At 73.3% G+C, this 20875-nt stretch carries 16 protein-coding genes; 6 read left to right on the forward strand and 10 right to left on the reverse strand.

Going from position 1 to position 20875, the window contains the following annotated elements:
* Positions 1 to 46: 46 nt before the first annotated feature.
* Positions 47 to 964 carry an ABC transporter permease subunit gene (locus tag AC07AB_RS01940; RefSeq protein ID WP_478558461.1) on the reverse strand — a complete coding sequence of 306 codons (918 nt, stop codon included), beginning with the start codon at positions 962 to 964 and terminating at the stop codon, positions 47 to 49.
* Positions 954 to 2036: an ABC transporter ATP-binding protein gene (locus AC07AB_RS01945; protein WP_478558464.1), complete on the reverse strand. Its 1083-nt coding sequence runs from the start codon at positions 2034 to 2036 to the stop codon at positions 954 to 956. The genes AC07AB_RS01940 and AC07AB_RS01945 overlap by 11 nt, the downstream gene beginning before the upstream one ends.
* Before the next feature lie 220 nt (positions 2037 to 2256).
* On the opposite strand from AC07AB_RS01945, the gene AC07AB_RS01950 reads away from it, so the two are divergent.
* The 5 genes from AC07AB_RS01950 (at position 2257) to AC07AB_RS01970 (ending at position 7440) form a co-directional block, all read left to right on the forward strand.
* Positions 2257 to 3105 (forward strand): M24 family metallopeptidase, encoded by an 849-nt coding sequence (locus AC07AB_RS01950; RefSeq protein WP_478558467.1) that lies wholly within the window; start codon positions 2257 to 2259, stop codon positions 3103 to 3105.
* Complete coding sequence (locus tag AC07AB_RS01955; protein ID WP_478558470.1) at positions 3102 to 4994, forward strand: SDR family oxidoreductase; 1893 nt, start codon at positions 3102 to 3104, stop codon at positions 4992 to 4994. Before AC07AB_RS01950 ends, AC07AB_RS01955 begins: the two co-directional genes overlap by 4 nt.
* Before the next feature lie 35 nt (positions 4995 to 5029).
* A complete protein-coding gene (locus AC07AB_RS01960) occupies positions 5030 to 5932 on the forward strand; it encodes a metal-dependent hydrolase (protein WP_478558473.1) in 903 nt (300 codons plus the stop codon).
* Between the two features lie 23 nt (positions 5933 to 5955).
* Entirely contained in the window at positions 5956 to 6897 is a 942-nt protein-coding gene (locus tag AC07AB_RS01965) for a MerR family transcriptional regulator (protein WP_478558476.1), read from the forward strand.
* Positions 6898 to 6987: 90 nt separating this feature from the next.
* Positions 6988 to 7440, forward strand: coding sequence for a hypothetical protein (locus AC07AB_RS01970; RefSeq protein WP_478558479.1), 453 nt, complete (start codon positions 6988 to 6990; stop codon positions 7438 to 7440).
* 42 nt (positions 7441 to 7482) lie between these two features.
* Here the strand turns inward: AC07AB_RS01970 and pspAB are convergent, their stop codons facing one another.
* The 3 genes from pspAB to AC07AB_RS01985 form a co-directional block, all read right to left on the reverse strand.
* Entirely contained in the window at positions 7483 to 8064 is a 582-nt protein-coding gene (pspAB, locus tag AC07AB_RS01975; protein WP_478558482.1) for a PspA-associated protein PspAB, read from the reverse strand.
* Between the two features lie 126 nt (positions 8065 to 8190).
* Positions 8191 to 9096 carry a zinc metalloprotease HtpX gene (gene htpX, locus AC07AB_RS01980; RefSeq protein WP_478558485.1) on the reverse strand — a complete coding sequence of 302 codons (906 nt, stop codon included), beginning with the start codon at positions 9094 to 9096 and terminating at the stop codon, positions 8191 to 8193.
* Between the two features lie 240 nt (positions 9097 to 9336).
* On the reverse strand, positions 9337 to 10227 hold the full coding sequence (locus AC07AB_RS01985; RefSeq protein WP_478558488.1) for an LLM class flavin-dependent oxidoreductase: 891 nt from the start codon (positions 10225 to 10227) through the stop codon (positions 9337 to 9339).
* Positions 10228 to 10345: 118 nt separating this feature from the next.
* Here AC07AB_RS01985 and AC07AB_RS01990 point away from each other — a divergent pair, with 118 nt between their 5' ends.
* Positions 10346 to 11215 (forward strand): HAD-IIB family hydrolase, encoded by an 870-nt coding sequence (locus AC07AB_RS01990; protein WP_478558491.1) that lies wholly within the window; start codon positions 10346 to 10348, stop codon positions 11213 to 11215.
* Positions 11216 to 11250: 35 nt separating this feature from the next.
* On the opposite strand, the gene AC07AB_RS01995 is transcribed toward AC07AB_RS01990, so the two are convergent.
* The 5 genes from AC07AB_RS01995 to cydD all read right to left on the reverse strand — a co-directional run bounded on the left by AC07AB_RS01995 (position 11251) and on the right by cydD (position 20868).
* Entirely contained in the window at positions 11251 to 12429 is a 1179-nt protein-coding gene (locus AC07AB_RS01995; RefSeq protein WP_478558494.1) for an amidohydrolase family protein, read from the reverse strand.
* Positions 12429 to 13820, reverse strand: a complete 1392-nt coding sequence (locus AC07AB_RS02000; RefSeq protein WP_478558497.1) for a type I glutamate--ammonia ligase — start codon at positions 13818 to 13820, stop codon at positions 12429 to 12431. The genes AC07AB_RS01995 and AC07AB_RS02000 overlap by 1 nt, the downstream gene beginning before the upstream one ends.
* A 205-nt stretch (positions 13821 to 14025) precedes the next feature.
* Positions 14026 to 15156, reverse strand: coding sequence for a M23 family metallopeptidase (locus AC07AB_RS02005; RefSeq protein ID WP_478558499.1), 1131 nt, complete (start codon positions 15154 to 15156; stop codon positions 14026 to 14028).
* A gap of 257 nt (positions 15157 to 15413) precedes the next feature.
* Complete coding sequence (locus AC07AB_RS02010) at positions 15414 to 17141, reverse strand: sensor histidine kinase (RefSeq protein WP_478558502.1); 1728 nt, start codon at positions 17139 to 17141, stop codon at positions 15414 to 15416.
* 10 nt (positions 17142 to 17151) lie between these two features.
* Positions 17152 to 20868 (reverse strand): thiol reductant ABC exporter subunit CydD, encoded by a 3717-nt coding sequence (gene cydD, locus AC07AB_RS02015; protein WP_478558505.1) that lies wholly within the window; start codon positions 20866 to 20868, stop codon positions 17152 to 17154.
* Positions 20869 to 20875: the final 7 nt, after the last annotated feature.

The raw sequence follows: 20875 nt of genomic DNA on the forward strand, positions 1-20875 counted from the left end.
TTCCTTCGGGGGGTGGTGGTGGACGGCGGATCAGCGGTCTCGGCGGTCACAGCCCGACCTTTCGGTAGCGGCGCATCAGCAGCCCGTACGAGCCGGCGATCAGGCCGAGGAGCACGAGAGCGTAGACCGCCCCCTGGCCGGCGGTGGGTCCGTGGCCGCCGGGGAAGGACGAGGAGGCGGAGAGGAACGCGGTCTGCACGCCGTCGATGATCGTGATCGGCGAGAAGAGGCCGAGCCAGCTGATGACGCCGGTGCTGTCCTGGGTCTCCGCGATGCCCTGCACGGTGGAGACCGCGCCGTAGGAGATGGTCAGCACGGCGATGACGGCGGCGACGCCGAAGCCGCGGCGCGGGGTGAGGGCCGCGACGACCAGGCCGATGCCGGCGAACAGGAGCGAGAGCAGCGCCACGGAGACGAGTCCCTGCGCGAAGCCCTTGGTCTGGTCGACGAAGTCGAGTTTGGCGAGCAGGGCGCCGACATAGAGGATCACCAGAGGGACGGCGGTCAGCATGAAGAGGGCCGACGCCATCGCCGCGAACTTGGCGACCACGTAGTCGACACGCTCGATGGGGCGCGAGAAGTAGAGCGGAACGCTCTTGTAGCGCAGGTCCCGGGAGACGGATTGCGGGGCCTGGGCTGCCAGGAAGAGGCCGATGACGCCCTGGAGGAGGACCGCGTACCGCGTGTACTGCACGGGCAGCTTCTCCTGCTGCGTCGTGATGGTGACGGCCACGATGATGACGGACGGCGCGCACATCACGGCGAGCAGGATCATCGGCAGGACCTTGGACTTCGCGGAGCGGCCCAGGCCGTACGCGCCGCGCAGGCTCTGCGAGAAGAGCGACCGGCGGGCGTACGCGCGGCCCAGCCGCGGCCCGTCGTAATTGCGGTATCCAATGTTGTGGATGACGTCGGCGGCCGGGGCCGCCGGCGCCTTGGTGCCGGACCTGGTCTCAGGCGACATGGTGGGCGGCTCCCTTCTCGTTCGCGTCGGGGCGCGCTTGGCCACCGGTCGTCTCGTCGGTGCCGCCGGTTTCGTCGGTCTCTCCGGTACCGGCTTCGGCGTCTTCGTCGCGGAAGATCTCGGCGATGTGGTGGCGGCGCTGCTCCATCCGGATCAGGCCCAGGCCGAGCCCGGCGACCGTGTCGCGCACGACGTCGTACGTCTCGTCGCCCTCGACGTCCACCAGCAGGACGTGCCCGGCGACGTACGCGCTGTCCGAGGAGCGTCCCATCGGCTTGACGGCGAGACCGGCGTCGGCGAGTGCCTTGGCGAGCGCCTTGGTGCCGTCCGGGTGGGCTTCGGTGTCCGTGACCTCCACGGCGAGGGACGCCGTGGTCTGCGTGAAATCGCTGGTGGAGCTGGAGCGCAGCAGCTTGCCGCCGTCGATGACCACGACGTGGTCACAGGTGCGCTCCAGTTCGCCGAGCAGGTGCGAGGTCACCAGGACCGAGATCCCGAAGTCGGTGTGCACGCGGCGGATCAGGCCGAGCATCTCGTCCCGGCCGACCGGGTCCAGGCCGTTGGTCGGCTCGTCGAGGAGCACCAGTCGCGGGTCGTGCACCAGGGCTTGGGCGAGCTTCACGCGCTGCTTCATGCCCGTCGAATAGCCGCCGATGGGGCGGTACCGCTCCTCGTAGAGGCCCACATGGCGCAGCGTGTCGGCGGTTCGCTCGCGGGCGGCGGTGGGCGGCAGCCCGGACATGCGCGCCATGTGGACGACGAACTCGGTCGCCGAGACGTCCGGCGGCAGGCAGTCGTGCTCGGGCATGTACCCCACCCGCTCGCGGATGGCGCTGCCTTCCGTCGCGACGTCGAGCCCGAGCACCGCGGCACGGCCCTCGGTGGCGGGGGACAGGCCGAGCAGAATCTTGATCAGCGTCGACTTGCCGGCTCCGTTCGCGCCCACCAGACCGGTCACACCCGGCGTGATGTCGACGGAGAGCCGGTCAAGCGCGGTCACCCGGGGGAACCGCTTGCTCAGGCTTTCGATAGCGATCACAGTCACGTCATCGACGGTAGTGGCGCGCGCCACAGGAGACGTCAGCCCAGATAACTGTATGCGTCTAGTCCTCGGGTCTGACCCGCCCGTAGGGGCCGGGTGGGGTTACCCCGAGTTATCCACAGGGCGGACACACCCCTTGACGCAGCCGCCGGGCATTGTCACATTCATCAGTGTCAAGTTACGGACTGACCTCGGGCCCTCACGGAGCGGTTCCGGGGCCCCTGCTCACGGACCGGACGGACAGATGGCCATGACCTCAGCTGTCGACCGAGAACTCACCGCGGAGCTGCGCGGTTTCAGGCAGGTGCAACGCCTCGCGTACGAGTGCGCCGAGGCGGTCGCCGCCCAGCTCAGGCCGGGGGTGACCGAGCGGGACGCGGCGCGGATGCAGCGCGAGTGGCTGCGGGCGCGCGGCGTGCGGGACTGGTTCCACCTGCCCTTCGCCTGGTTCGGGGACCGCACGGCCTTCGTGAACTTCCGGGTGCCGCTCCAGTTCTTCCCCACCAACCGGAAGCTGGAGCCGGGGATGCCGTTCATCCTCGACATGGCCCCGGTGCACGGCGGGTTCACCGCCGACATCGGCTATTCGGGCGCCCTGGGGCTCAATCCGCTGCACGACCGCCTCCTCGCGGACCTGGGGGCGCACCGTGAGCTGATCCTGGCCGAGGTGCGCGAGCGCCGGTCGCTGCGCGAGATCTACGAGGACGTGGAGCGGCTCATGGTGCGGCAGGGGTATGCCAACCGGCACCGCGCGTACCCGTTCGGCGTGATCGCGCACAAGGTCGGCCGGGTCAAGGAGCGCCGCTGGTCACCGCACATCTTCGGGTTCGGCACCCAGTCGCTCAAGGGGCTGGCGTCCGACGCGCTGCACGGCCACCGGGACGGCTGGTCGCCCCTGTGGAGCCCGTACTCCTTCTCCGACCACCCTCCGCGGCCGGGCCTGTGGGCGGTCGAGCCCCACCTCGGATTCCGGGGTACGGGCGCGAAGTTCGAGGAGCTCCTGGTCGTCACCGACTCCCGCGACCCCCAGGAGAGCGCCTTTTGGCTGGACGACGATCTGCCGCACGTGCGGCGAGGGCAGGAGGAGAGGGCCGTATGAGCAGCGAGTTCCGGAGCGGGGAAGGCCGCGGGGAAGACAGCGGGGAAGGCAGCGGGCAGAGCGGCGGGGCAGGCAGCTCGGCAGGCGGTGAGCCGCGGCAGGGCCTCCCGGGCGGCCCCAGTGGGCTGGAGGGGGCGCGCGAGCGGTGGGTCGCCACGGGCGGCATCGAGCTGTGCGTCGCGGAGCTCGGCGACGCCGACCGGCCGACGGTGGTGCTGGTGCACGGCTACCCGGACAGCAAGGAGGTCTGGTCCCGCGTCGCCCACCGGCTCGCCGAGCGCTTCCACGTGGTCCTCTACGACGTGCGCGGCTGCGGCCGGTCCACGGCCCCCGAGCCGCTGCGCGGCGGGTTCACGCTGGAGAAGCTGACCGACGACTTCCTGGCGGTGGCGGACGCGGTGAGCCCCGACGCGCCGGTCCACCTGGTCGGACACGACTGGGGCTCCGTGCAGGCGTGGGAGTTCACCACCGTGCGGCGCACCGAGGGCCGTATCGCCTCCTTCACCTCCATGTCCGGGCCGTCCCTGGACCACTTCGGCCACTGGATCAAGAAGCGGATGGCGCGGCCCACCCCCCGCCGGGTGGGCCAGCTGCTCGGCCAGGGCGCCAAGTCCTGGTATGTGTACGCGCTGCACACCCCCCTGCTGCCGGAAGCGGTCTGGCGCGGCCCCCTCGGCAAGCGCTGGCCGGCGATCCTGGAGCGGATCGAGAAGGTGCCCGGCGACGGCTACCCCACGCCCTCGCTGCCGACCGACGCGGCGCACGGCGCGTGGCTGTACCGCGACAACGTACGGGCGCGGATGCGCCGGCCCCGCGCGGACGCGTACGCCCACGCGCCGGTGCAGCTGATCATCCCGACCGGCGACGTCTTCCTGTCCGAGAAGCTCTACGACGACCTGGAGCAGTGGGCGCCGGGGCTCGTGCGGCGCGCCCTGCCGGCCAAGCACTGGGTGCCGCGCACTCGGCCCGACCAACTGGCCGCCTGGATCTCCGAGTTCGTCAGTACCCAGGAGGAGGGCGACCCCGCGAGGAGCGCCGCCCCGAAGGGGGGCAAGAGTCCGTACGCGGCCCGGTTCGCCGGCCAGTTGGTCCTGGTGACCGGCGCGGCCAGCGGCATCGGCCGGGCCACCGCCTTCGCCTTCGCGGAAGCCGGCGCGCGGATCGTGGCCGTGGACCGGGACGCGGAGGGGGCGGCCCGCACCGCCGAGATGGCCCGGCTCATCGGCGCGCCGGCGGCCTGGGCCGAGGCGGCCGACGTCAGCGACGAACAGGCGATGGAGAAGCTCGCCGACCGGGTCGCCGCCGAGTACGGCGTCGTGGACGTGCTGGTCAACAACGCGGGCATCGGGCTGTCCGGCTCGTTCATGAGCACCTCGGCCGAGGAGTGGAAGAAGGTCCTGGACGTCAACCTGTGGGGCGTCATCCACGGCTGCCGGACCTTCGGCAGGCAGATGGCCGACCGCGGCCAGGGCGGGCACATCGTCAACACCGCGTCCGCGGCGGCCTTCCAGCCCTCCAAGGCGCTGCCCGCGTACAGCACCTCCAAGGCCGCGGTGCTGATGCTCAGCGAGTGCCTGCGCGCCGAGCTGGCCGGCCAGGGCATCGGGGTCTCGGCGATCTGCCCCGGTCTCGTCAACACCAACATCACCGCGACGACACGGTTCACGGGCGTCTCGGAGGACGAGCAGCAGCGCCGGCAGGCCAAGTCCTCCCGGCTGTACGGGATGCGCAACTACCCGCTGGAGAAGGTCGCCGACGCGATCCTCAAGGCCGTCGTCCGCAACCAGGCAGTCGTGCCGGTCACCCCGGAGGCGCGCGGCGCGCACTTCCTGTCCCGCTTCGCCCCAAGGACGCTGCGCGCCATAGCCCGGATCGAACCACCGCTGTAACGCCCCATGGAGACACTGCCGGAAAGGAGCCGTACGTGAGCGACCACTACGAGATATCCCCGCGGCGGGTCGCGTTCGACTGGCAGCGCACGCCGCTGCACTGGATACCGGACGAGCCCACCGCCACCCACGTCATCAATGTGCTGCATCTGCTGTTGCCCGCGGGCGAGCGGTGGTTCGTCAAGGTCTTCAAGGAGGGCCTGCCTCTGGTACGGGACCCGGAGCTGCTGAAGGACATCAAGGGCTTCATGGGGCAGGAGGCGACGCACAGCGTGCAGCACGCCTACGTCCTCGGCCACCTCGCCGACCAGGGCCTGGACACCGGCCCGTACACCCGGCACGTCGACTTCCTCTTCGATGTGCTGCTCGGCGAGAGCCCACCGCTGGGCATACCCGTCCCGGCGCGGGAGTGGCTGCGCTTCCGGCTGTCGGTCATCGCCGCGATAGAGCAGTTCACGGCGGTGCTGGGCGACTGGGTGCTGCACGCCGAGGGGCTCGACCGGGCGGAGCCCGACCCGGTCATGCTCGACCTGCTGCGCTGGCACGGCGCCGAGGAGGTCGAGCACCGGGCCGTGGCCTTCGACATGTACCAGCACTGCGGCGGCGCGGGGCTGCCGCGCTACGCCCGCCGGGTCCTGGGCATGACCATCACCGCGCCCGTCATCACCTATCTCTGGGCCTGTGGCGCGGCCTACCTCCTGCGCCACGACCCCGAACTCGCGGGCCGCACACGGTACTCGCTGCGCGAGCACAACGACGCCGTGCGCAAGGGGCTGCTGCCCACCTGGCGCGAACTCGGCTCGGCCGTCCCGCGCTACCTCAGGCGGTCGTACCATCCCTCGCAGGAGGGGTCGCTGCGCAAGGCCGTCGCCTACCTGGCGTCCTCGCCGGCGGCGCGGGCCGCCGCCGGCGCGGTCGGCCGCGCGGCCGTCTCCTAGGGAGCCTCACGAGGAGCGAGAACGTGTCCGAGCAGTCACCGGCGGAGTACCGGATCGAGGAGCTGGCCCAGCGCAGCGGTGCCACGGTCCGTACGATCCGCGCCTACCAGGACCGCGGACTGCTGCCGAAGCCGGAGCGCCGGGGCCGCGCCAATGTGTACGGGGACTCGCACCTGGTGCGGCTGCGGCAGATCTCCGGCCTCCTGGACCGCGGCTTCACGCTGGCCTCCATCAAGGAACTCCTGGAGGCGTGGGACGCGGGCCGGGGGCTCGGCGGGGTGCTGGGCCTGGTCGCCGAGGTCGACGGGCCCTGGACGGACGAGGAGGCCGACCGGATAACGCGCGCGGAGCTGGACGAGCGGTTCGGCGGCGAGCCGGACGACGAGGCCGTCGAGGACGCCGTGGAACTCGGCGTCCTGGTGCGGGTGGCCGGCGCCGGCGACGAATTCCTCGTCCCCAGCCCGCAGGAGCTGGCCGTCGCCGCCGAACTGCACTCCGCGGGCATCCCACTGCTCGCCATCTCCGGCCACCTCCGCGAGCTGCGCACCCAGGTCGAGCACATCGCCGGCCGCTTCCTCGACTTCACCACGGAACACGTCTTCCAGCAGTACTTCGACCACCCCCCGAGCGACGACGAGGCCGCGGAGGCCGCCTCGCTGGTGCGCCGCCTGCGGCCGCTCGCCCAGCAGACGGTCGACGCCGAACTCGCCCGCGCGATGCGCACCCTGGCCACCCGCTACCTCCGGCGCCAGCTGAACGAAGTGACGGGTTCCGCTCCCTCCTCCGTGCCGCCGCGCCGGGCCCGCGCCGACGTACGGGTCGTTCTGCCGGCCGACCTGCTGCACGCGGTGCGCGATCTGGTCGGCGAGGAGGACGCCGCCGCCTTCGTCACGGCCGCGACCCTGCGCGAGGTACAGGCCCGCACCATGGACGAACTGTCCTCCCGCCGCACCGCCCGCCCCTGAGCCACCGCCCCCGCGAGGCGGTAGGGGAAGCGGTGGGGGAAGCGGTAGGGGAAGCGGTGGGCGAACGCCCGTACGGCATGATGGAGCAGTATGGACCGCCCCCATTTCGCCAGCACCGAGGCCGCCGTCGTCGCCGTCCGTGAATTCGCGCGCGAACACGGCCTGGCAGTGGAGGTCACCGACGACATCGGAGCAGACCGGTCCGCCCGCCGCTCCGCCGCCGGGGTGGGGGTCGTGACCGACGCGGACGGGTCCCTTCCGCACGAGGCGTTCATCGAGCTCGGCGGCTCACCCCGTATCGACATCGAGCTGTACTCCGAGGGGGACGCGAAGATCTCCGTGGACACGGTGGAGTTCCACGACATCCCCCGCGACTCGGTGCCCGACTTCCTGCGGTCCGTCCACGGCGGCCTCGCCCACGTCAGAGGGCGCTTCTTCCCGCCCGGCTGGCGGCTCGTGGTGCCGCTGCCGGGAGACGAGACCTACAAGGAAGTCATCCTGCGCCACGCCCTGACCCCCTGGCTCAGCAGCAGGGTCCGCTGAGCGCCTGAACGGAGCGTCGGGCCCCGCCGCGAGAGGGGCCCGTCACAGCCCCGGCGCGCCCCACACCGGGAACCAGCGGTTCAGCTCCTTCTCGATCCGCAGATCGTCGCCCAGCAGCCCCCGCACCTGAAGCTCCAGGCCGTTGTCGCGCTTGCCGCCGCCCGGCAGCGGCGCGAAGGGGTAGAAGGTGCCCCGCTTGTAGAGGTAGACGAGCGCGAGCGAGCGCCCTTCCGCGTCCCGGAAGCCCAGCAGGGAACAGAGCAGCTGCGGGCCGAAGCCGCCGTCCTGGAGCAGCGTATTGACCGCGTGCAGGTCGTTGACCAGCCCCGCAACGTCGTCCGCCGGCTGCCGCGCGAGCAGCCAGGTATAGCCGTACGAGTCCTGGCTGAACTCCACGGGCACCCCGCCGCGCTCGGTGTCCGCGTCGAGGAGCGCCCGTACGTCCTGCTGGAGCTGGGTGAAGGCGCCGCCCTCGACGCTCGCGAAACACACCGAGCCGAGCCCGGTGGGGGTGAATCCGGCCCCCGCCTCCAGCGTGATGGCGGCGGACGGCAGGGCGAAGAGCTGGTCGAGGTCCGGACGGACCGGCTTGCTGCGGCCGAGGATGGTGTCGAGAAAGCCCACAGGCGGTGGCTCCTGTCCGAAGGGTCTACGGGCGATGGAAGGTTCTACGGGCGGCAGAAGGGGCTACGGGCGCGGAAAAGGTCTACGGGCGGCGGGCGGGCAACGGGCAGCGGGCAGGGCGGCGGGTCACGGACGGCCGAGCTGGGCCGAGATCCGACCGAGCTGGTCGAGCCGCTGCTCAAGCGTCGGGTGGGAGGAGAGAAGCCGGCTCAGGCTCTCCTTGGAGGAGAACGCGGGCGCGAAGTAGAAGGCGTTGAAGGGCTCGGCCTGGCGCAGGTCGCGGGTGGGGATCTGGGCCATCTGCCCCGTGACCTTGGTGAGCGCGGAGGCCAGCGCCGAGGGCCGCCCGGTGAGCAGGGCGGCCGCCCGGTCGGCGGACAGCTCGCGGTAGCGCGACAGCAGCCGGGTCAGCAGGAAGCTGATGGCGTAGACGACGGCGCTGATCAGGGGGATCAGCAGCATCGCGATGGCCGCGTTGTTGTCCCGGCCGCCGGCCCGCCGGAAGCCGCCCCACAGCCCGATGCGGGTGATGACGCCCGCCAGTACGCCCAGGAAGGAGGCGATGGTCATGACCGCCACGTCCCGGTGGGCGACGTGCGAGAGCTCGTGCGCGAGGACGCCCTCCAGCTCCTCCGGCTCCAGCCGCCGCAGCAGCCCGGTCGTCGCGCAGACCAGGGCCTTCTTCTGGCTGCGCCCCGTCGCGAAGGCGTTCGGCACATCACTGTCGGCGATCGCGACCCGCGGCTTGTCCATGTCGGCGAGCGCGCACAGCCGGTCCACGGCACCGTGCAGCTCGGGGGCCTGCTCCGGGGTCACCTCGCGCGCCCCCATGCTGAAGGCCGCGATCCGGTCGCTGAACCAGAACTGCACGATGAACAGCCCGCCCGCGATGATCAGGATGATCGGCCAGGCCCCGCGCAACACCACCATCAGCACACCGACGAACACCACATAGAGCAGTCCGATGAAGAACATGGTGCTCACCATGCGGGTCGTCAGTCCCCGGTCGGGGGCGAATCGTGAGCGTTGCATGGGGAACCTCCAAGGCTCTGTGGACCGTGCCCCCCGCCGTGCCTCTCCCTCGATTGTCCCCCTGGAACGGCTATCGGCGGGATAAGGGACGGTGTGAGGAGCACCGCGAACCGGAAAAGGACGTCTCGGGAGAGGCGCGGTCCCGAGAAACGCGCCTCCGTAGCGCCTCGGCGGAGGCGCGCCTCCGCCGTCTCCGCAGAAGCGCGCCCCTACAGAAGCGCGCCTCCGCGAAGACGCTTCTCAGGAGAGCTGCGCCATCGCCTCCGTCGCGATCTTCTCGAAGACGGCGGTGTCCGCCTCGAAGAAGGAGTCCGCGATCGGCCAGTGCACCACGATCTCGTCGAAGCCCAGCTCTCCGTACTCACCCGCGAAGTCGACGAAAGCCTCGAAGGACTCCAGCGGCCGGTCCGGGGTGAAGCCGGTCAGCAGGATCTTCCGCGGACCGGCGCCCTCGCGGCCCACGGACGCGCACGCCGCGTCCAGCCGCGCGGTCTGCCGGGCGATCGCGGCCCGCGACTCGGCCGGCGTGCCCGTCTCGAAGAGCTTCGGGTCCCCGGTGGTCACCCACGCCTGTCCGTACCGCGCGGCGAGCTCCAGGCCGCGCGGCCCGGTCGCGGCGACGGCGAAGGGCAGCCTCGGCCGCTGCACGCAGCCGGGGATGTTGCGCACCTCGTGCGCCGAGTAGAACGTGCCCTCATGGGTCACGACGTCCTGGCTGAGCAGGGAGTCGAGCAACGGCACGAACTCGCCGAAGCGGTCCGCCCGCTCGCGTGCCGACCACGGCTCCTGGCCCAGCGCGGTCGCGTCGAAGCCGGAGCCGCCCGCGCCGATGCCCAGCGTGACGCGTCCGCCCGAGATGTCGTCGAGGGAGATGAGCTCCTTGGCGAGGGTGACCGGGTGGCGGAAGTTCGGGGAGGTGACCAGGGTGCCCAGGCGCATCTCGGAGGTGGTGGCGGCAGCCGCGGTCAGGGTCGGAATCGCGCCGAACCACGGCCCGTCGCGGAAGGTGCGCCACGAAAGGTGGTCGTACGTGTACGCGGTGTCAAAGCCGAACTCCTCGGCTCGCTGCCACGTCTCACGGCCCCCGTCGGCCCAGCGTCGGTGAGGAAGGATCACAGTGCTCAGTCGCATGCTGGTGAGCGTAAGCCGTGACACTGACAACACGCAGTGACCTGGGATTGCGCACAGTACGCAGCGTGCGCGGCCCCCGTGGGCGCTGTGGCGCACGCATGCGCGCCCGTATACGAGAATGGACACCGTGACTTCAGCGACCGAGCAGCCAGGGCCCCCCTTCTCGCGGCGGCCGGCGGCCGCGCCCCGGCTGATCGCGACCGATCTCGACGGCACCCTGCTCCGCGACGACAAGTCCGTCTCCGACCGTACGGTCGCGGCCCTCGCCGCCGCCGAGCGGGCGGGCATCGAGGTGTTCTTCGTCACCGGCCGCCCGGCCCGCTGGATGGACGTCGTCCGCGACCATGTGCACGGCCACGGCCTGGCGATCTGCGCCAACGGCGCCGCCGTCGTCGACCTGCACGGCGGCGGCCGGTTCATCGAGGTCCGCCCGCTGGAGCGCACCGACGCCGCGGCCGTCGTCGAGTCGCTGCGCACCGCCGCCCCCGGCACCTCGTTCGCCATCGAGCGCACCAGCGGCATCGACTACGAGCCGAGCTATCCGCCCTTCCACCTCGACCCGGGCGCGGTCGTCGCCCCGGCCGAGGAACTCCTCACGGAGGGCAGGGGCTCCACGGGGCCGATCCTCAAGCTCCTCGCCCACCACCCCGAGTTCGCCCCCGACGACTTCCTCGCCCTCGCCCGTACGGTCAGCGGCGAGCGCGCCTCGTTCACCCGCTCCAGCCCGACCGCGCTGCTGGAGATCAGCGGGCTCGGCGTCAGCAAGGCCAGCACCCTGGCCCGCTGCTGCGCGGAGCGGGGCATCGCGCCGCAGGAGGTGGTGGCGTTCGGGGACATGCCCAACGACCTGGAAATGCTCAGTTGGGCGGGGACGGGGTACGCGATGGCCAACGCGCACCCCGAGGTGCTGGCCGCCGCACCGCGCCACGCCGCCGCCAACAACGAGGACGGCGTGGCCGCCGTCATAGAGAGCATCATCGCCGCCTGAGACGCCCGTCTCCTCCCCCAGCCCCACCGGGCCCCTCAGCCCCGCACGCCCCCGAGGCCGTACACCCGGTGCGCGTTGCGGGCGGCGATGAGCGCGGCGACCCGCTCCGCGTCCGCCGCCGACCAGGCGCCCTCCTCGACCCAGCGGCCCAGCAGCGCGCGCAGCGCCGTACGGAAGAGCTCGGCGCCGACGACGTACAGCTCCGGCAGTCCGTAGCCGTCGGTGGAGAAGAGGAGCTTGCCGAACGGTGCCAGCTCCAGGAACTCGGCCAGGACCGCCTCGGCGCGCGTCCCCGTATGCGTGAGGGCCAGCCCGACATCGGCGTATACGTGCGGGAAGACGTTGGCGAGGTAGGCCGCCTGGCGGTGGTACGGATAGCCGTGCAGCAGAACCAGGGCGGTGCCCGAGCCGGCCGTCGCCCGCAAGAAGTCCGTGAGCAGCACCGGGTCCGCGCGGTCGAGCCGCAGATCGGTGTCGCCGAAACCGGTGTGCAGTTGCAGCGGCAGGCCGGTGGCCACCGCCAGCCACAGCAGATGGCGCAGGAGCACCGGATCGGTCACCCTGCCGCCCGCGCGGCGGCCCGCCAGCCAGCCCCCGGCGGCCGTGTGGACCTCGTGCGGGGCGGGCGGCTCGGGGGCGAGGGCCAGCCCATGGCGGTAGGCGGCGACCGACTTGAAGCCCACGGCGGTACGGGCCGCGGCGCGCACGGCCTCCTCGACGCCCGCGACGAAAGCGGCGGCGTCCCCGGAAGAGCCCGCGGAGGAGCCCCCAGGCGGACCGGCTGAGGGGCCGGCGGGTATCAGGCCGTCCGCGATCCGCTCCGCCAGAGTCTCCAGGCGGACGATCTCGCGGGCCATGCCGCCGCCGGCGCCCGCCAGCTCGTCCGGGTCCGTGAGGTCGCCGGGCAGCCCGGTGTCGACGAGGTAGGCGGCTATCCCGGTGCCCCGCAGCAGCGCCCGCCGGCTCTTGTACGGGCCCAGCTCGCGACGGCGCGCCAGGTAGGCGGCGGGCGGGCAGTGCGGCTCCAGGCCGAGCAGCGGAGGGCACCAGCGCCGCACCGCGAAGCCCGTCTGGGTGTCGAAGAAGGTGGTCCCCGGGGCGGCGGGGGCGGCCGACTCCGTGAGGTACCCCTCGAAAGAGCGGGCGTCCACCTCGCCCCGGGCCGCTCCGTGGCAGTGGTGGTCCACCAGCGGCGGCAGCGGAAGCCAGGCCATCAGTACCGCCAGCGGGTCGCGGCCACGATCTGTTCGGGGCTGCTGCCCGCGCTCCGTTCCGCTTCCGCCCGCCGCACCGCGACGAGCGCCCCGTGGAGGACCTCTCCCAGCGCGTCGCGCAGTACTTCTTGTCGCTCGAAAAGGTCGGTCGCCTCAGTGAGCGTCTCGGGGAGCCGGTCGATGGCGCGCTCCCGGCGTTCCGCTTCGCTGAGGCGCCCCGGGTCGCCGACGACCGGTGGGGGCAGTTTCGCGCCGGTGGAGATGCCGTTCAGACCCTCGGCGATGACCGTCCCGACGAGCAGATACGGGTTGGCCGCGGCGTCCACGCACTTGATCTCCGCGTTCCCGCCGTCCGGGTCGTCCCAATCGCCCGGCACCAGCCGCAGCGCCGCCTCCCGGTTCTCCACGCCCCAGCAGCGGTAGGCGCCCGCCCAGTGGGAAGGCGCCATCCGCACGTAACTGGCGGGTGAGGGGGCGCCGATGGCGGACAGCGCCGGGAGGGCGTCCAGGACGCCCCCGAGGAACGCGACGGCCTCCGGGTCGAGCCCGTACGGCGCCCCGCTCTCGCGGTGCAGGCTCCGCCCGTCCCGGCCGAGGCTGAGGTGCAGATGGCAGCCGTTGCCGACCTCCCCGGCGACGACGGAGGGCGCGAACGTGGCGCGCATGCCGTGCCGCGCGGTGACGGCCCGTACGGTCTCGCGGACGAGCACCACCTCGTCCGCGGCCCGTACCGGGTCGGCGGGGGCGGTGGACACCTCGAACTGGCCCGGCGTGTACTCGGGGTGGATCTGGAGCACCTCGATGCCCTGGGCGTCGAGGGCCTCGGCGACGGCTCGGACGTAGTCGGAGAGCTCGACGACCCGCGCCATGCCGTAGGCCGGCCCCTCGCAGGCGGCGTCGAACGCGCCGTCGGGCGCGGGGCGGGACACCGCCCACTCCGTCTCGAACCCCATGCGCACCTCGAAGCCCTCCGCGGCGGCCCGGTCCGCCATCCGGCGGGCGAACTGCCGCTGGCACGCGGGGTACGGCGACCCGTCCTGTTCGTAGCGGTCCACGGGCGCCCAGGCCCAGCCCGGCTGGCCGGCGAGCACGGTCAGCCGGTCGAGGTCGGGGAAGAGCCGCAGATCGCCGTCGGGGCCGCCGAGGTGCGGGGAGGCGGTGGCGTGGTCGTCGAAGGTGTATACGTCGAAGATGGGCGACATGCCCACACCCCGGTGCGCGACGGCCGCGAGCCGGGCGGTCGGCACGGCCTTGACCCGGGTGATGCCCGCGTTGTCGACCCAGGTGAGCGCGATGACGTGGACGCCCTCCGCGGTGAGCCGCGCCGCCTCCTGGCGGGCGACCCGCCGCTGTTCCCCGGCCCGTGCCTCCGTGGTGCTGCCATCAGCCATGCGGTCTCCTCGTCCGGCCGGGCGCGTGCCGCCGGCCGTGCCTCGTCCGTTGCCGTGCCCGGCGTCCGTGGCGCGCCGTACCGGTGTCCATGTCCCGATCGCACGCCTCTGACGCGCATTCGGGCCCGCGAACCACCGCTACCGCCGCACACCGCGCTCTCCCGGCCACCGCCACAGCCGTGGGCCGTGCCGCCCCCAGCCGCCGCTACAGCCGCACGCCGCGCTCCCGCAGCCAGGCCACCGGCTCGACGGCCGACCCGTGACCGGGCCCGGTCCGTACCTCGAAGTGCAGGTGGGGGCCGGTGGAGTTGCCGGTGGAGCCGGAGAGCGCGATCCACTCGCCGGCGCGCACCCGCTTCCCCGGCGCCACATAGAGCGCCGACAGGTGGGCGTACTGCGAGTACCAGCCCCCTTGGTGCCGGACCACCACGCTGATGCCGAAAGCGTCGCCGCAGCCGACCGCGACGACCGTGCCCACCCCGATCGACCGTACGGGCGTGCCGACCGGCACCGCGAAGTCCTGCCCGGTGTGCCCGTTCGCCCAGTGCGAGCCCGCCCCGCCGAAGCCCGCGGACAGCTCGTACGACGCCACGGGCCGCGTCCAGCGCGTGCCCGTCGAAAGCGTGCCCGTCGAGAGCGCGACGGCGCCTTCGTCCGCCGCCGGGCGGGGCAGCGCACCGCACCGGCCGCCGGCCGAGGCCGCCGACGCCATCCACCGCAGGGCGCCGCGCGCCGTCTCCAGCCGCTGCTCGGCGCCCCGCTCCCGGCCGCGCAGCCGCGCGGTCCGCTGGGTCAGCGCGTGCCAGGCGGCCTCCGCCGCCCGCTCCTCGGCGGCCAGCTTCACGCTCGTACGGCCGGTCTCGCCCGTCATGCGCGCCAGGCGGTCCGCACGGTGCTGTGCCGCCACCTGACGGCGCAGCAGCCCCCAGGGGCCGTTCCAGGCCGGTGTGCGGCCATCGGCGTTCAGGGCGGCCGTCATGCGGCGGCGCTCACGGGCGAGCGCCGTCGTGTCCTCGCGCAGCGCCGCCGCCACGATCCGGCGGCCCCGCAGCATCCCCGTGAGCCGCGCGGCCCGTATGCGCTGCGCCCGCTCCGCGCGCCGGCTCTGCTCGTAGACGGCCCTGGCCCGCTGCGCCGCCGCGCCCAGCCGCAGCACCTCGGAGCTGGCCCGCGCCATCAGCTGAGGGGCGCTCATAGCGGCGGTGGGGCCGGACCCGGTGAGCGAGATCAGCCCGGCCAGGACCAGGCCGAGCGAGCACAGCACGGCTATCGGGCGCAGCGAGCGGCGGCTCGAAGGGGAGGGGCGACGATTCGGACGACGGTGGGAACATCGCATGCATGGGATCGTGGCCCGGCACGCGCGCGGCCGCCCGTGCACAGGACCGATTGGCGCAACGGCCGCTCCGTGGAGGCGCCCTCCCCCGCGCCTCGCGTCTTCTTTTAAAGAGGAGACCCGGTTTTTGAAGAGGGGCCCGGCCTCTCTCGAACGGGAGCCCCCGCCAGGAGCCCCCGCCAGGAGCTCCCGCCAGGAAGTCCCGTCAGTAGGCCCCGTCAGGAGCCGTGTCGGGGGCGCCCCGCGCGCACCGGACGTCCCTAAAGAGGCGCCTCCCACACCACCCGCGTGCCGCCCCCTTCTTCCCCGATCCCCGGCCCGTTCGTGCTGGAGCCGCCCAGCGACTCCGCCCGCTTGGCGAGGTTCTTCAGGCCGCTGCGCCGACCGCCCTCGGGGATGCCCACCCCGTCGTCGGCGACCGTCAGACGCACGCCGTCGCTCCCGTCCGGCAGCTTGGCGGTCGCGTCGACGACCACCTCGATCCGCGAGGCCCGCGCGTGCCGGAACGCGTTCGACAGCGCCTCCCGCAGCGCGGCGATGAGGTTCTTCCCGGTCAGCTCGCCGACCTTCGCGTCGACCGGGCCGACGAAGGCCGCCGACGGCTGGAAGCCCAGCGGCACGGCGGCCGTCCCGATCTCCCGCAGGACGCGGGTGCGCAGCCCCGCCGGTGCCTCCGCCGGCCCCTGCTGCAACGCGAAGATCGCCGTACGGATCTCCTGGATCGTCACGTCCAGCTCGTCCACGGCCTGCCCGACCTTCACCCGCACATCGGGCACGACCGCCTTGCGCTGCGCGGTCTCCAGCATCAGCCCGGTGGCGAACAGCCGCTGGATGACCAGGTCGTGCAGGTCGCGTGCGATCCGGTCGCGGTCCTCGTAGACGGCCAGCCGCTCCCGGTCGCGCTGCGCGTCGGCCAGTACGAGCGCGAGCGCGGCCTGCGCGGCGAACTGGGCGGCGAGCGTGCGCTCGGTGTCGGTGAACTTGCGGTCGCCGCGCCGTCTCGGCGTGGCGAGGGTGCCCAGCACCCGGTCGCCGTTCTTGAGGGGCAGCAGCATGCTCGGGCCGAAGAGCGGCGCGGCGTCCGTGATCATGCGGTCGTCGGTGGCCGAGTCGTCCACGTACACCGGTTCCCCGGCGAGGAGCTGGGAGACGACGGGGCTGTGCGGCGGTATTACCGTGCCGAGGAGTCCGGCGGCGTTGTCGGCGCTGACCGCCACTATCTCCAGGCCGCCCTCGTCGTCGGGCAGCAGCACGATCCCGGCGGCCGAGTCGGCGAGCCGGCGGGCCTGCTCGGCGACGACGGCGAGCGCGTCCTCGGCGTCGCTGCCGGACAGCAGCGCCGTGGTCACGGCCACCGAACCGTCGATCCAGCGCATCCGCTGGCGGCCCTCCTCGTAGACGCGCGCGTTGCCGATCGCGATGCCCGCCTCGGTCGCCAGTACCCGCACCATGTTCAGGTCGGCGTCGCTGAAGAGCCCGCCGCCGCGCTTCTCGGCGAGGTAGAGATTGCCGAAGGTCTCGCCCTGCACCTTGATCGGCACGCCCAGGAAGGTGCGCATCGGCGGGTGGTTCGGGGGGAAGCCGGCGTAGCGGGGGTCGGCGGTCAGGTCGGCGAGTATGACCGTCTCGGGCCGCTGGATGAGGGCGCCGAGGAGTCCGCGGCGCCCGTCGGGCAGGTTCCCGATCAGCGCCTGCTGCTCTTCGGACACCCCGTGCGTGATGAACTCCGACAGCCCCTGGCCGGCGGCGTCGATGACGCCGATCGCCGCGTACTCGGCGTCGGCCAGCTCCGCGGCGGTCTCCGCGATCCGGTCGAGCGTGGTGCGCAGTTCGAGCCCGTTGCCCACCGACCGCATGGCCTCCAGCAGCCGCGGCACGCGGGCGGTCAGCTCCGTGGACAGGCCCTGAAGGCTGCGGTTCGCCTCAGTGGCGATCTCCAGCGGGTCCGGAGGTTCCGGTGAGTCCTGTGGTGCTGACGTGGCTGCCATGGACCTGAGCCTAGTAAGTCCCTTTTGCAAGCGAAAGTCGTCTATGGCTGGTGTCCGTGCCTTCCGTCTCCCCTTCGCGCTCCAGCATCCGCCGGAACGGCCCGTCCACCACCGCGAGATCTCCGTACGCACCGCGCTGCACGGCGCGCCCCCGCTCCAGCACGACCACCTCGTCGACCGCGTCGAGCCCCGCCAGCCGGTGCGTGATCAGCACGGTCGTACGGCCCTCGGTGGCGGCCAGCAGGTCCGTCGTCAGCGCGTCCGCCGTGGGCAGGTCCAAATGCTCGGCGGGCTCGTCCAGGACCAGCACCGGGAAGTCGGCCAGCAGCGCCCGCGCCAGCGCGAGCCGCTGGCGCTGACCGCCGGACAGCCGCGCGCCGTGCTCGCCGACCAGCGTGTCGAGCCCCGCGGGAAGGCCGTCCACCCACTCCAGGAGCCGGGCGGCGCGCAGCGCCGCGCGCAACTCGGCGTCGCTCGCGCCCGTACGGGCCAGCCGCAGGTTCTCGCGCACCGAACTGTCGAAGATGTGCGCGTCCTGCGCGCACAGCCCCACCAGCCGGCGTACCTCGTCGCCGTCCACCGAGGCCGCGTCCCGGCCCTCCGGCCCCAGCGTGTACGAACCGGACTCGGCGTCCAGGAAGCGCAGCAGCACCTGGGCGAGCGTCGTCTTGCCAGCGCCCGAGACGCCCACCACGGCGACCCGCCGCCCGGCGGTCAGCTCCAGCGAGAAGCCGTCCAGCGCGGGTTCCGGCTGCCCCGCGTGGCGCGCCGTCAGGCCCTGTACGCGCAGGGGGAACGGGGAGGCCGGAGCCGGCAGCGGCGCGACGGGCTCGGCCACCGGCACGGGCGCGTCCAGCACCTCGTACACGCGCTCCGCGGAGCGCCGCACCCGCTGCCGGTACTGCACCGCCAGCGGCAAGCCCGCGACCGCCTCGAACGCCGCCAGCGGCATCAGCACCACCACCGCCAGCCACACCCCGCCCAGCCGGCCGTCGTGCAGCGCCTGCACGCCCGCCCAGGCCGCGCCCGCCACGGTCAGGCCCGCGGCCAGCGCGGACAGTCCGGCGCCGAGCGCCGTCGCGGCCGAGGCGCGCCGGGCGATGCCGGTCAGCTCGGCGTCGGCGGCGCGCACCGCCGCGACCCGGCCCGGCAGGGCGCCCGCGACCGTCAGCTCCGCCGTGCCGCTGAGCAGATCGACCACCCGGGTCGACAGCGCGCCGCGCGCGGACGAGAGCCGCCGCTCCGCGCGGCGGGCCACCGTGCCGGAGACCAGCGGCACGGCCACGCCCGCCGCCAGCAGCCCGGCGGCCAGCACCGCGCCCGCCTCCGGCAGCAGCCACCCGGTGAAGCCGACCGCGGCCGCGCCGACCAGGACCGCCGACCCGACGGGCAGCAGCCAGCGCAGGAAGTAGTCCTGCAACGCGTCCACATCGGCGACCAGGCGGGAGAGCAGGTCGCCGCGCCGCGCCTCGCGCAGACCGGCCGGCGCGAGCCGCTCCAGGCGCTTGTACACGGCCACCCGCAGACCGGCCAGCACCCGCAGTACGGCGTCGTGCGAGACCAGCCGCTCGGCGTACCGGAAGACGGCGCGGCCGATGCCGAAGGTCCGCGTGGCGGTGACGGCCACCATCAGATAGAGCACGGGCGGCTCCTGGGAGGCCCGCGAGATCAGCCAGCCGGAGACCGCCATCAGCCCCACCGCGCTGCCGAGCGCGAGCGCCCCGAGCAGGAGCGCGAGCGCGAACCGCCACCGCAGGGGCCGGCCCGCCGCCCGTACGGCCGCGAGCACACCGGCTCGCCGTTCCTTCGGAACGGCCCAGGGATCGGGGTGGGCGGCTTCCGGTGCCTCTGGTGCCTCCGGTGCCTCTGGGGCCTCTGGGGCAGCGCCGCCCGCACGCACGCCGTCGAGCCCGGCCCGTACCGGGGCTTCCTCGCCCGTACCTACCGGAGCGCTCCCGTCCGCACGTGCCAGGGCTTCCCCGGCCGTAAGCACCGGGCCTTCCCCGTCCGTACCTGCCAGAGCGCCCTCGCCCGTACGTACCAGAGCGTCCCCGGCCGTCCTGCCGCCCGGCACCGCCGGGTGCTCGGGCCGCTCCAGGCGTACCACCCGGTCGGCGACCGCGAGCAGGGCCGGGCGGTGCACGACCAGCAGCACCGTGCGGCCCACCGCCAGCCGGCGCACCGCGTCGACGACCGAAGCCTCCGTCTCGCCGTCCAGGTTCGCCGTCGGCTCGTCGAGCAGCAGGACCGGCCGGTCCGCGAGGAACGCCCGGGCCAGCGCGACGCGTTGCCGCTGCCCGGCCGAGAGCCCGGCACCGTCCTCGCCGAGCCGAGTGTCAGTGCCGTGCGGCAGCATGGACACGAAGTCGAGGGCACCGGCCTCGCGCAGCGCGTCCCGCACCTGCGCGTCGTCGGCGTCCGGCCGCGCCAGCCGTACGTTCTCGCCGACCGTCCCGGCGAAGAGGTACGGCCGTTGCGGCACCCAGGCCACCTGGTCGTGCCAGCTTTCGGGGGAGAGCGATGAGAGGTCCTTGCCGCCCACGAGCACCCGCCCGCTCGCGGGCCGCTCGAAGCCCAGCACGGCGTTCAGCAGCGTCGTCTTGCCGACCCCGCTCGGGCCCACGACCGCGACCGTCTCGCCGGGGGCGACCTCCAACGACGTCTCGGCCAGGGACGGCTGCGCGCGCCCCTCGTGCCGGACCACGAGCCGCTCCACCGTCAGCGCCGACTCGCCCGCCCGCGGCGCCGCCGCGGTGCCGGGCGCGGAAGCCGGCTCGCTCTCCAGCACCGCGAAGACCTCGTCGGCGGCAGACAGCCCTTCCGCCGCCGCGTGGTACTGCGCGCCGACCTGCCGCAGCGGCAGATACGCCTCGGGCGCGAGCACCAGCACCATGAGGCCCGTATAGAGGTCGAGTTCGCCGCGTACGAGCCGCAGCCCGATGCCGACGGCGACCAGGGCGACCGACACCGTGGCGAGCAGTTCCAGCGCGAAGGAGGAGATGAAGGCGATCCGCAGCGTCCGCAGCGTCGCCCGCCGGTAGTCGGCCGTGATCGAACGGATCGACTCTGCCTGCGCTTTGGCGCGCCCGAAGACCTTGAGGGTGGGCAGCCCGGCGACGACGTCGAGGAAGTGCCCGGACAGCCGGGACAGCAGCCGCCACTGCCGGTCCATGGTGGACTGCGTGGCCCAGCCGATGAGGATCATGAACAGGGGGATGAGCGGCAGCGTGATGCAGATGATTACAGCCGAGAGCCAGTCGGCGGTGACGATACGGGCCAGGACGGCGACGGGCACCACGGCCGCGAGCCCCAACTGGGGCAGATAGCGGGCGAAGTAGTCGTCCAGCGCGTCGATGCCGCGCGTGGCGAGGGTCGTCAGCTCGCCGGTGCGCTGCCGGCTGAGCCAACCCGGGCCCAGCCGCGCGGCGTGGGCGAGCAACCGCGCCCGCAGTTCGGATTTGACCGAGGCGCTCGCCCGGTGCGCGGCGAGCTCCGTCAGCCAGGCGACGGCGGCCCGGCCCACCGCCACCGCGGCGAGCAGCAGCAACCGCCCGGTGAGGTCGCCGGCGGTGCGGCCGTGCTGGAAGGCGCCGACCACCACGTCGGCGATGAGCATCGCCTGGGCGATGACGAGCCCGGCCCCCGCCAGCCCGAGGGCCACGGTCGCGACCAGGAAGAGGCGGGTCGCTTTCGCGTAGGTGAGCAGGCGGGGGTCGACGGGTTTCACGTGGAAC

Source organism: Streptomyces sp. NPDC044033 (assembly GCF_056434425.1).

Excerpts from the sequence above, each read along its gene's own strand:
- htpX (WP_478558485.1), bottom strand. The coding sequence starts at position 9,096 with ATGCAACGCTCACGATTCGCCCCCGACCGGGGACTGACGACCCGCATG.
- AC07AB_RS01950 (WP_478558467.1), top strand. The coding sequence starts at position 2,257 with ATGACCTCAGCTGTCGACCGAGAACTCACCGCGGAGCTGCGCGGTTTC.
- AC07AB_RS01940 (WP_478558461.1), bottom strand. The coding sequence starts at position 964 with ATGTCGCCTGAGACCAGGTCCGGCACCAAGGCGCCGGCGGCCCCGGCC.
- AC07AB_RS01990 (WP_478558491.1), top strand. The coding sequence starts at position 10,346 with ATGGACACCGTGACTTCAGCGACCGAGCAGCCAGGGCCCCCCTTCTCG.
- AC07AB_RS01970 (WP_478558479.1), top strand. The coding sequence starts at position 6,988 with ATGGACCGCCCCCATTTCGCCAGCACCGAGGCCGCCGTCGTCGCCGTC.
- AC07AB_RS02005 (WP_478558499.1), bottom strand. The coding sequence starts at position 15,156 with ATGCGATGTTCCCACCGTCGTCCGAATCGTCGCCCCTCCCCTTCGAGC.
- AC07AB_RS01955 (WP_478558470.1), top strand. The coding sequence starts at position 3,102 with ATGAGCAGCGAGTTCCGGAGCGGGGAAGGCCGCGGGGAAGACAGCGGG.
- AC07AB_RS02010 (WP_478558502.1), bottom strand. The coding sequence starts at position 17,141 with ATGGCAGCCACGTCAGCACCACAGGACTCACCGGAACCTCCGGACCCG.
- AC07AB_RS01985 (WP_478558488.1), bottom strand. The coding sequence starts at position 10,227 with ATGCGACTGAGCACTGTGATCCTTCCTCACCGACGCTGGGCCGACGGG.
- AC07AB_RS01995 (WP_478558494.1), bottom strand. The coding sequence starts at position 12,429 with ATGGCCTGGCTTCCGCTGCCGCCGCTGGTGGACCACCACTGCCACGGA.
- AC07AB_RS02000 (WP_478558497.1), bottom strand. The coding sequence starts at position 13,820 with ATGGCTGATGGCAGCACCACGGAGGCACGGGCCGGGGAACAGCGGCGG.